9 protein-coding genes are annotated in these 11455 nt (G+C 49.5%); 7 read left to right on the top strand and 2 right to left on the bottom strand.

Annotated elements, in window-relative coordinates; translation table 11 throughout:
- The 6 genes from H6F43_RS10920 to H6F43_RS10895 form a co-directional block, all read left to right on the top strand.
- The coding region (locus H6F43_RS10920) for a family 10 glycosylhydrolase (protein ID WP_190342792.1) at positions 1 to 858 on the top strand (858 nt) is incomplete at its 5' end.
- Positions 859 to 886: 28 nt separating this feature from the next.
- On the top strand, positions 887 to 2473 hold the full coding sequence (locus H6F43_RS10915) for an FAD-dependent oxidoreductase (protein WP_190342791.1): 1587 nt from the start codon (positions 887 to 889) through the stop codon (positions 2471 to 2473).
- Positions 2474 to 2509: 36 nt separating this feature from the next.
- Positions 2510 to 2680 carry a hypothetical protein gene (locus H6F43_RS10910; protein ID WP_190342790.1) on the top strand — a complete coding sequence of 57 codons (171 nt, stop codon included), beginning with the start codon at positions 2510 to 2512 and terminating at the stop codon, positions 2678 to 2680.
- A gap of 464 nt (positions 2681 to 3144) precedes the next feature.
- On the top strand, positions 3145 to 3861 hold the full coding sequence (locus tag H6F43_RS10905) for an iron-containing redox enzyme family protein (RefSeq protein WP_190342789.1): 717 nt from the start codon (positions 3145 to 3147) through the stop codon (positions 3859 to 3861).
- A 198-nt stretch (positions 3862 to 4059) separates the two neighbouring features.
- Positions 4060 to 5214 carry an aromatic ring-hydroxylating dioxygenase subunit alpha gene (locus H6F43_RS10900; protein WP_206754552.1) on the top strand — a complete coding sequence of 385 codons (1155 nt, stop codon included), beginning with the start codon at positions 4060 to 4062 and terminating at the stop codon, positions 5212 to 5214.
- 109 nt (positions 5215 to 5323) lie between these two features.
- Entirely contained in the window at positions 5324 to 8260 is a 2937-nt protein-coding gene (locus H6F43_RS10895; protein ID WP_199290275.1) for an ATP-binding protein, read from the top strand.
- A 473-nt stretch (positions 8261 to 8733) separates the two neighbouring features.
- Here H6F43_RS10895 and H6F43_RS10890 read toward each other — a convergent pair whose 3' ends face one another.
- The gene (locus tag H6F43_RS10890) at positions 8734 to 9753 is read right to left on the bottom strand and encodes a tetratricopeptide repeat protein (protein ID WP_190342787.1); all 1020 of its coding nucleotides are present in this window, start codon (positions 9751 to 9753) and stop codon (positions 8734 to 8736) included.
- 426 nt (positions 9754 to 10179) lie between these two features.
- Here H6F43_RS10890 and H6F43_RS10885 point away from each other — a divergent pair, with 426 nt between their 5' ends.
- On the top strand, positions 10180 to 10446 hold the full coding sequence (locus H6F43_RS10885; protein ID WP_190342793.1) for a hypothetical protein: 267 nt from the start codon (positions 10180 to 10182) through the stop codon (positions 10444 to 10446).
- Between the two features lie 7 nt (positions 10447 to 10453).
- Here the strand turns inward: H6F43_RS10885 and H6F43_RS10880 are convergent, their stop codons facing one another.
- Positions 10454 to 10879, bottom strand: a complete 426-nt coding sequence (locus tag H6F43_RS10880; RefSeq protein ID WP_190342786.1) for a peptide chain release factor 1 — start codon at positions 10877 to 10879, stop codon at positions 10454 to 10456.
- Between the last annotated feature and the right edge of the window lie 576 nt (positions 10880 to 11455).

Raw genomic sequence — 11455 nt, 5'->3', positions numbered from 1 at the left:
CAAGGGCGGCAGCGCGGCATTGCGGTTCTTCCCTGGTTTGAGTTTGGCTTTATGGCACCGGAAGATTCTGCCCTCGCGATCCGCCATCCGGATTGGCTGACTCGACGGCGCGACGGCACCCAGGTTTGGCAGGAGGGAATTTACCCGCGCGTCTGGCTGAATCCCTTTAAGCCGGAGGTGCGGCAGTTTATTCAGGACTTGGTCCTGGAACTCGTGACAAAGTACGACATCGATGGAGTGCAGTTCGACGATCACTTCGGGCTACCTGTCGAGTTTGGCTACGACGATTTCACCGTGCGGCTGTATCAGCAAGAGCACCAGGGAAAAGCGCCACCTGCTGATCCAAAAGATCCGGAGTGGATGCGCTGGCGCGCCAATAAGATCACGGAGTTTTTGACGCAGATGTTTCGTGCCATCAAAGCGCGCAAAAACGAAGTTGTCATTTCCCTTTCGCCCAACAACTACAACTTCTCCTACAATCAGTCGTTGCAGGACTGGCGCACTTGGGAGCGGCAGGGACTCATTGAAGAGATCGTGCTACAGGTCTACCGAAATAGCTTGGACTCGTTTACAGCAGAGCTAAAAGCACCAGAAATTCAGTCGGCGCGTCGCCATATTCCTACTGGAATTGGAATTCTGACCGGACTAAAGAGTCGTCCTGTTGCCTCAAGGCAGATTCAGGAACAGGTGCAAGCCGTTCGCAATCAGGGATACACAGGCGTTTCATTCTTCTTTTATGAAACGTTATGGAATTTAGTGTCAGAACCGATCGGCGATCGCAAAGCGACCTTTCAACGGCTATTTCCATCTGTGGCTCCGCGCCCGAATGTTTTCCGGGGATGGGTACCGCCGCGTTGAGTTTAATAGGAGCACTAGCAAGATCACCATGACAACAGGCACCCCAGCAAAGACTCGGACCTACGATTTAATTGGCTTTGGCGATGAAGTTCCCGGCGTGCTAGCGATCGTCAGCGCGGTTCGGGAGCATCGCCGCCGGACTGGCAAGACCCTGCGAACGCTGATGCTGTTTAAAGGCAATTCGCAGCAGGGCTTAGGAGGGCATCTCGTGCGCGGGGGGCTAGCCTACCTCGATCGTGCGAACGTGCCTTTAGAGGTGCGGCAATCGCTGGGACTAGCGACCTTTGGAGACCCCTCAGCCATTTACAAAGAGTTTTTGCAGCGCGTTGGGGTCACTCAAGTTGCCCTTGACCCACGGCAGGCAGACAAAGTACTGCGAAAAATGCTGAGCGAGTCTGGTACAGATATTCTCAGCCGGGTTCAAATTCAGTCAATCATTACTCGCGGTCCAGCGATCGCTGGAATTCGGTTGGCAAACGGTGAAACGTTCATGGCAAAGCAGTTCATTGACTCGACGGTGAACGCTGAGCTAGCCCAAAGCGCTGGAGTCAGAAAGCTGCCTGGATTTGGCACCTTTGGTTTGCCTGATTCAGAGCTCCCGGTAACGCTAGTGTTTGAGACCGAAGGACTCAGCATTTCGCGACTGAAAGAGGTAGAGTTTAACTACCTCAAACGCTTTACCAATCCTTCTGATACAGAGGCGCAGCGCTTTCTAGCGATCGCAGCGGGCGGAGATCCAGCCCTGATTGATCAATTCCGCCGCAGCTTCACCAATACGCAGGGAGGGCTGCGGACAATGTTTGTTGGGCTGGATCACATCGATGTCCTCAGCCGCGTTTTGACCATCACCTATCATGCCTTTCGAGGCAAAAAAGCCGCTTTGAAGGAAAGCGGCGTGCTGATGGACTGCCCAAACATTGCGATTCTTCCAGGAGGTAGGCTGTCCTGGAACGCGCTGTTGTTCTATGTCGGTGGCTCACAGGCAGAAGCGCTGGCGCGGGGTGCAGCGAGACCCACAGCGGCAATGCTAGAGGAAATGACCTTCGTGGAGAAGTGGCTGAAGAGTTTTGGGGCGTCTGTTGTTCGCGCTACTCCAGAACTCTACATTCGTCACGCTGGAAACATCTTGGACGTGATGGAGCCACTTAGCGGTGCAGAAATGCTGGCAGGCGGAGTTCCAGCTAGCGAAGCGATCGCTACGTTTGGCTACCATCTAGATGTGCGTGGCGGCATCACTGGACTAGGCGCAAAAGCCTCCGGTATGGGAATCGGCAGCATCTCGTTCCACGCGCCACCGCTATTTAATGTCGGCATTCATCACGCGCAAGTAAGAAGCGTTCCTAACCTTGCGGTCATCAGTCCCGGCTCAGGATTTGAGGGGTACGCTTGCGCTGCTGGACGCATTGTGGAATTTAATGTGGCGGTGGGACAAGGCATAGGCATTGCCGCAAGTTTGGCGATCGAGACTAACCGACCGATCGCGGCGGTCTCAAATGTTGAAGTGAGACAAGTTCTTGCCCAAACGGGTCTGCTTTCTCGCATCTATGGCAGAAGCAACGCAACAGAAGCGTCTCGACTGTTAGCGTTTGAGTCATCAATGATTGCGATCGCCTGAGGATTCCAAACAGAAACCGATGAATCTGTAGATTGTGTGGCTGCTCAGCGACAGGATGACTGCTTGCTCAGCAGCCACAGCAGCGATCGTCATGAAGCTATCACAACGGGCACCGCAAAATCATTTTTAGAGATTGTCTCTGGAATGCTGAGCGTACAGGCGGCGCGATCGTTCTTACAGAGTCCTAGTTTGTTTTCAGTCGATTAGGACGATCGTCTAGTACTCCGAAGCGTGTTCTGTTGTGTAAAGCCGCCTCGAACTTTACTTACAGGTTAATCGCATCGAGCTACTTGAACGGCTTATCGGTAGAAGCACGTTAAGTATAAATGCTGGTCACGCTAATTTTTGACGACTGAGGTAGCCAACTGCTCGTCATTAAACCCGTAGACTACACAGTGTTTTTACTGACGAATTCCAAAGATTTTCGCTGATAGCGATTAATTTTTCATATGCCATTAGAAACAACACGCGTTCTTACGGAAGAGCCAGAACGAGCAATAACACGGTGTTTCTAAAAGCGGATGCAGCTTACCTTAGGCGTAGTTGAGATTGCTAAGTAAATTAACGGTTTACGTCGTTAATGAAAGCTGAGTAAACAACTGCAACGGATGTGCTTGAGCGTTTATTTACAGTCTGGATATTCAAGAATCGCCTACCCGGAGAGAATGACAATGGTTACTTCTTTGCAGAGACCAGAGAAACAATTGCACGGATACCAAAACAGCTTGAATGAATTTGTAGCGGATTGGCTCCGAAGCTACAGTGAAGCCGTGCAAGCCGTGGACTTGTTCAATCCTGAGCTAACCCGATCGCTTTCTGACGAGCAAAAGATGTTTTTTGCGAAAGCCTTCTATCATGTGAGAGGACATTGCAATGACTTCTTCTGGTTTGTTGCAAACCATGGCACCTATGAAATGAAGCAGCTTATTCTTGATAACCACGCAGAAGAGTTTGGTCATCAGGGCAAATCGCATGAGTTGCTTTATTATGAATTCGCTAAGGCACTCGGTGTTGAGCTAACCGATGAAGTGGTCAATGAAACCACTCACCTTCCGTTTGTTCGTGAGTACAACCGCGATCATTTGCGTTGGCTATCCGCACGCGATGCTGACTCCCTTATTGCTGCTTTCTCTGCCTATGAGAAGCTGGACAATCCAGATTACAGCAACCTGTACGAACTTGGGTTGAGTCTGGGACTTGAAGGGTGGGGATTAGTTTTCTTCGATGTTCATCGGCACGTTGAGCACTATGAAGCAACTTCGCACTTCATTGAGCAAATTTGGGAGACGAACCCTGAGAAAGTCGTAGAAGCGTTCTCATTCATCGGCGAGCACCAGCTTGAAATGTGGCAGCATCTTTCTGACGCAGTGTTCTCGCATAAAGCCTAGATGTGAATCGCGATAGATTTAGTTTAGTATCGCGATTTTCTTCGGGCGCTGTAATATTTTGAAAATAGAGAATAGAAGCGGTTCAACAGGCTTGTTTCTATTCTCTATTTCTGCTTTAAGTAGTTGAATACTGGTTCGTAATGCATTCTTAGGAATGCCACACTTGTTGTAGAGAAACGATAGAAGAGAGTTGCAACTATGAGAAACGGATTGACCTCTGAACCAGCAAAGCAAGCGCTGCCTAGTTCTTTATTGCAGTGGCGATCGCACGCATTAGACAGCGAAGCGAGAACGCTTGCTGCTGAAATGTACACCTCGCCAGAGATCTACAGACTTGAGCAGAAATACGTTTTTGGTAAAACTTGGTTCTACGTTGGTCATATTAGCCAGTTGCAAGGTCCTGGCTCGTATTTCACTGTCGATATTGCGGAACAGCCTCTTGTAATTCTGCAAAATAGATCTGGTGAACTCCGTGCTTTTTTTAACGTTTGTAGCCATCGTGCAGGTCCAGTCGCCATTGACAGTGGCAGATGCACACACTTGACGTGCCATTATCACGCTTGGAGTTTTGACTTAGATGGCAACCTTAGAGGAATGCCAGATATGGAAACCGCTGAGGGCTTTGATTGTGCTAGTCATGGGTTAACTGCCGTCAATATTGATACCTGGGGACCATTCATTTTTGTCAATCTTGATCCGACGTGTGCACCTTTATCAGCACAGTTGGGAGAGCTACCTGAGTTATTCGATCGATATAACCTCAGCAATCTGGCAAGAGTTCACAGCGTTGATTATTGGTCAGATGTCAACTGGAAAGTTTACACCGAGAATACGGTTGAAAGCTACCATGAACCGTTCGTTCACAAAGAAACCTGGGGTAAGTATTACGAATGTACTGATACCACAGCAGAAGCAAGACATTATTACTACTTGCAGTATGCACCTTTTGATTCAGCTAGCTGGCTGACATCCACTGAAGCAGGTATTTACATTGATACCCTGAATGAGTATGAACTGAATTGTGCACAAATGGTGTGCCTATTCCCTAACTTCACCTTAGTTGCAAGTCCAACTTACTGTGTTACATTCTTGTTCGATCCACAGGGTTTAAGCAAAACTCGGATGCGAATGGAGTGGCTGGTTCCAAACACAGAAGTTGCTAAATCGCCAGAAAATGTAGAGCCTCTGATTACATTTTTCGATGATCTTATGCAGGAAGATCTTAAACTTCTGCCGACTCTACAAAAGGGAATTCAGTCAATGGGGTTTCGTCCGGGGCGTCTTTCTCCAAAGCGCGAGATGGGAGTTCATTTGTTTCAGGAACTTGTTATGAAGCACATCGTTTCTCACTAGACGATCGTGATTCTATCCGTAAAGCTCTCTGACTTTTGAATAAACCGTTAGTTGAGGGGATAGGTGGGGAACGCTAAGGCTCGTTCAGCCCGCTCATACTAAGACCCGCATGAATCGCCCGATCCCGAAGACGTTTGACGGCTTACAAGACAGTAGTCGCTCCCAATCTAACCTTGCGTCAAACCGCCTTCCCCAAACGATGACAGCCCAGGAGACATGGGGATTTGGTCTTAGTGGTCACATCTCCTGGTTTGCTACAGTTCCTTTGATTGCGGTTGCCCTCGGACCCAACACGCTGTTTGTGATGGTTCCTGCCGTTGTGGTTGGAGTACTGATCAATTTGCAAATAAGGCGGTTGGGCAGCCACTGGTCAGATGTAGCGGGTGGAACACCCAACTATATCAGCAGGCTTTTGAGGAAATTTCCGACTTTGGGCTGCTACGCGGCGATCGGGTACTGGCTGGCTTGGGTGGTTGCCGTTCCGATTAATGCGATCGTTCTTACGGACTTGATTGAAGACAATCTAAATCCAATGGGCGTTCCCTGCCCCTCAATGCTGCTCAAAATCGGCTTCACATTGCTGCCGTATGTCATGGCATTTAGCGGCAGTCGGGCACTGGCAATCCTGCATTTATTCTTCATTCTGCCTGCTGTAGGATTTTCGCTGCTGTTCGTTCTACAGGGAATTGTGTGGCTAGCGCTTTCTCCCGACAGCCCTGGGCTGTTTTCTCCTCTAGCCAAGTTAAACTTTGCGTCTTTAACTTTCACGGACTGGGCAAAGTGGATGTTCTTCGCGCTTTGGTTAACCACTGCTTGTGAAACAGCATCTGCATTTGTGGCGGATAGTCGCCGCCCAGCGGAAACCCTGCGCTTTCTCGGTATCGCTGCTTGGCTAATTCCACCAGTTTCGCTTGGAACTGCCTGGGTGCTGATGTGTTTGGCGACTACTGTTAACGACAACGCCAGCATTTTTGAGATTGTGCTAACCGCGGCAAAACCATTCTGGGGTTCCAGTGCGTCCTTGCTGGTTACCCTGTTGCTCACTTCATCCTCGTTGCTCAATAGCACGACCGCCGTATCTAGCGCATCTCGAATTTTGTATCAACTGTCGATCGATCGTCAGATCTCGCCAGTGTTTTCGGTCATTTCTCGACAGGGAGTTTTGCCGCCGAGTCTGTTGGCGTGTTTGCTAGCGAGTTGCGTTTGCCTAATTTGGGGAGATGTCTCTCGTATTGTGGTGATTGCGGGAGTTGGCTGGTTGGCGGCACTACTGGGTCTTTGCTTGGGACTGTGGCTGCGGCGGAGCAAACCAGAAGTGAAATGGGCGGGGTGGTGGTTAGCCTGGTTCTTCATGAATGCAGCCGTTATGACGATTGGCGGTTGGGGTTGGGGCAATCAGGATTTACTGCTGGGGTTACTGGTGCCTATAGCAATCATGGCAGCAGACGCAGGCGTGCGCCGAAGCCGGTTTGCGCCATTCCACCCAGCTTGGTGGTTTGAGCGCGATCGCGCACAGGCAAAGCATGTGACCAGGGATTTTGTTGCGGTGCAGGTCGTTGTGCTGCTGATTCTGGTCTGTGGCGCGGCGACGGTTGCCTGGGTGGTCAAGGCAAGTTTGGATGGCATAGCGGGAGAACGAAATAATGACTTGTTGGCTGTGCTGCTGGTTATGGTTGCGTTTGTCGCGATCGCAATTGCCTGTTGGACCAGTTTGCCGCAGGTAGCAGCTATCAACGAAGCCCGAGAGCAAGCAGAGACGCGATTCATTACAGCGCTCGATACCGTTTCAGACACTGTTCTGGTGTTAGATGGCGATGGCATCATTCGGCAGGCGAACCCAGCCGCTGCAACGCTGTTTCAAATCCAGGTCAATCACTTAACGGGTCAACCGCTCAGTCGGCTTATTCCAGATTTGGTCAGTGCGCCTGCTGATTGGAATAGCCGAAGCGAACACACGCTGGAGACGCCAGGAAACTCCTCACATCGCACGGTTGAGGCAACAATTTCTCACCGACTGAAGCGCGAACTGCCAGAGTACATTGTGATTCTGCGAGATATTAGCGATCGTAAGCAAGCCGAAGAAACACTGCGCCGATCTGAAGCGATGTTGAAAGAGCGAGCAACCCAGCTTAAAGAGACGCTAGATGAGTTGCAGCAAACGCAAATTCAACTAATTCAAACGGAGAAAATGTCTAGTTTGGGACAGCTTGTGGCAGGTGTCGCACACGAAATTAATAATCCCATTAACTTCATTCACGGCAATATCAGCCACGCTAGAGACTATAGTCTAGAGCTATTACAAATTCTCAACTTGTATCAAAAATACTACCCTGAACCTGCCAAGGAGATTCTGCAGCAGGCTGAGGTGATTGATCTCGATTTCTTGATGGCCGATCTTCCGAAGCTAATAGATTCCATGCATTTAGGAACTCGGCGAATTCGAGAAATTGTTTTGAGTTTGCGCAATTTCTCGCGGCTGGATGAGGCAGAAATGAAGCCCGTGAACATTCACGAGGGGCTGGATAGTACACTGATGATTTTGCAGAGTCGCCTTAAATCTAAAGCGGGACAGCTTGAAATTACAGTTCTGAAGCAGTACGGCAATTTGCCGTTTGTAGAGTGCTACGCCGGACAGCTTAATCAAGTGTTTATGAATATTATTGCGAATGCCATTGATGCGATCGATCAGCAATCCCATGATTGCTCTAGAAGCGAGAGCCAAAGCGATCGGGGTACCATTACTATCTCAACACAACACATAGATCTCGATCATGTTCGGGTGCAAATTGCTGACAGCGGTCCAGGAATGACTGAGGCTGTACGATCGAAGCTGTTTGATCCGTTTTTTACAACTAAACCCATAGGGCAGGGAACGGGATTAGGGCTGTCGATTAGTTACCAAATTGTTGTGAACCAACACCGTGGTCGCTTGAGTTGTGTCTCTGAACTCGGCAAAGGGACTGCGTTCCGCGTTGATATTCCCATTAAACAGTTTGATAGCGAGAAACAGGCGCAAGCATTGCTTCTTGAGAAATCCTTCGTTTGAGCAGTATTGGAGCTGAGTAACTAACAACTCGTAGCTCAGGGAGTTCCTGACTAGATGGACGATCCACAACTGCACTTGAGCTTTTGAAAAGACCTTCAATGGCAGTGAAAAGCTGATCAATTCGTCCACACAAGCCATGAAAATTTCTTGAGTTCTCGATTCTGTAGCTCTGTTAGAGAGGCAAAGTTCAACCTCAACTGACGGCTCCTTGAGCTAGGGTAGTAGGCAGTTCAGCCGCAGACTAGATTGACCAAGAAATTAATGGAACTGCGATCTCTAATCGGGTCCGAAGCACTCAGACGTGACTGCTCAATCTGCGAAGTGTTCTTGAGTTGGTCACTGCTCAACTCGATATTGAGTCGTTTCCTGCCGCTTTAGAAGACAAGAACAGTCAAAGCAATGTTTGCGTGCGCTTTCAGCACGGGTGGAATGGGTATGAGCTACAGCTGACTGTGTTACGTCCGAGGAGCCCGTCAATGCCTGCTTGGACGGGAAATGCGAAATAAGGAGCGGAAAAAGTTTAGTAACCGTTGGAGCAAGTTTGATCGCGTTGCTGTTGGCGTAATATTTTTGCTTGCAGGCTTAGTGGTTTGCGGTTGGGGAGAAGCAGTAGGACGCTTGCCGTTCTGAGTAGTGGCGCTGCTCGGAGCCACGTCTGCTCCTAATTTTTTGGCAAACCGAACTGCGATCGCCTCATTCGGGTTCAGCTTCAACGCCTGACGCAAATACACTCGTGCCATTGCATGCCGATTCAGGTAATAGTAGGCGGCACCCAAAAGCGCATGATAGCCGCTCTGCGCTGGATCAATCTTAATCGCGTCGCGAAGCTCTCGTTCTGCCGCATTAAAGTTTCCCTGCTTCATATAAGTGTGTGCTCGGCGATAGTGCCGCTCCGCATAGCTCTCAGTTGGTATGGCTGGATTGGTGGGAGCAGGTGTAAACTGAGTTGGCTTTGGCTCAGCCGATGGCACCAAACCCGTTCGCTGCTCTCGCACGGGCGCTGCATCACCCATCTTGAGCTGCAAATACACTAGATTGAGTTCGCTAAGCTGCTGTGTGACCAACTCAAACTGAGCTTGACTCAGGGGTTGGTACTGCGACTCCGAGAGTTGGGTAACTCCTTGCTCGTAGAACACATCCACTTCGCTAGCTGGATACTGCAAGAGCTGCCGTGCCAGATCGGTTTTTAGGTCTAGCGGACCTCGATCGGTGAGCCGCCGCACCTTAACCCGCATCAGCGCCAGCGTCTCTTTCCGTCCTTTCTCCTGCCCCAGTTGTTCATACACTGGATTTACTAACCGAGCCAGCAGGCCTTCGGCTAGCTGGCTCGAATCATCCTTTTCAAGGGCAAAACGATCGGGATGCAGCGCCATTGCTACTTTGCGATAGCGGCGCTGGACTCGGCGATCGTCCGCCGTCACTGCAACTCCAAGCACAGCATAGGGATCTGAAAATCGGCTCAGCCAGTCGGACGAAAGCGAACGTTGTGACATCGTTAATGCAGTAGCCGTGGACGTTTCGTTAAAACCCTGTAGGGCAATGAGACAGTCACGAACGTAACGTCTAGTCTAGACATATGCTGCAAGTCAGCATCGTTCAGCCGTAGACCGAGAAGTTACTCTTAATTTGACTTATTGGAAGCATGAGTCGCGATTCGTCCAGTCTCGCGCAGGGTTGACGACTTTAGCCTGATTTAATTAACTGTCAGAACTGCGAACAATCGACCATACCGAGCTAGAAAACACCAAAAAGGAGTTTCCTACTCTACTGTACTGAAAACTTACAGGTAGAACAGGATGATTCTAAAAAACGTTATGGCTCGTGTGACAAATCTTCTGGGACCGTCGATCGCTGTGATGTAATAGGCTAATACCAGGTCACGGTAACCGCGTTAATCAAGGATTTTTAGTGTGGACAGTGTGGACGTGCAAAATCAACTGGAGTCGCTTGTTGAGCAGATTGGAGAAGCAACCCTTGCAACGACGGAAACGGTGGATCGTTTTGCTGAGCGCGTCGATGCCTTAGTAAACCAAGTTCAACAGCAGGGGTACCAAATTTTTGCGCTGAGCGATGCCGTACAAACGCTCACTGAAGCGCAAGCCGAGTCATTGAAGCGGCTCGATCGCCTCACCAACATTTTGGAACGGCTGGTCGCTGCGATCGAGCAAGTGAACACACCGTCTTGAACTCCGCCTACCAGCGCTTAAACGATCGCCAGTAAGGGCGTCCTTTCCAAAACACACCCAAAACAATACCCACTAATTCCAGTTCGCTAATCTGGATTGCACCGTAGAAGAGTGCTGTCTCTAGCAGCCGCGCTATCAGCAGGCACAGCACCAGCCCCCAGAGGCTCCCCGTGCTGATGCTGGAGCGATCGAGGCGCTCTAGTAACAAGACAGCCAGTGCGCCCAATCCTACTGGAATTGCAAAGGTAATGATTATCCCCAGCGGCGAGGTTAGCAGCGTCATTACCAGCTGCGCGGTCGCCGAATCACGAAGTTGAACGACTAGCGACAGCAGCACGTCGATCGGCACTGCCAGCAGCAGCACCGACAAGCCACCTGCCAGGAAAAGCGATCGCCAAGGCAAGTACTTCAAACGCGACAGCGGGTTTCTCATACGTCCACCATATCAGGGTTGCTCCGATTCTATAAGGTTACGTTCGTGGACGTTGCTGCATCCTATGACGAAAATAAAATACGCCGGGAACCTGCACGGAGATTAAAATGTCAGTACATCTGAGCGGCTTTGTTAATACAACTGTTAATACAACTCATTTAGGCTCTCAGATGTTGAGTTAACCGATCAAACTGAACGGTTAGCCGTATTTAAGAGTCCTATATTCATTGGTGTCAGTGGTAAGCTACTTGATGAAAAAAGGACTTTTTCTATTAGTCCACTCCAAGATTTATCTACTAGCAAACTAAGTGAAAATGAGGTTGTAACCATTTGTGACAGTTGACAAACAGACCATCTAAATTGATAGTTACTCTTGCCAGGTACTACAACAGAAATATAGAAGACAGGCATTGATAACGCTTTGCAAACGATTAGTGTTTTGTCCTCTATATGCGAGAAATTCAGCAATGCTCTACCGATTGATAGACCGTAAAGCCCCTTACAACATCGGCATAATTGAGTAGAGAAATTGTTGAAAGTCCTGGAACTTAATTCGATGTTCCTTCGACTTTAAAC

Origin of the sequence: Leptolyngbya sp. FACHB-36, assembly GCF_014695955.1 — a bacterium.
Taxonomy (GTDB): domain Bacteria; phylum Cyanobacteriota; class Cyanobacteriia; order Leptolyngbyales; family Leptolyngbyaceae; genus FACHB-36.
Note: the sequence above shows the minus strand (reverse complement) of the source record. Positions and strands in the feature narration are given on the sequence as shown.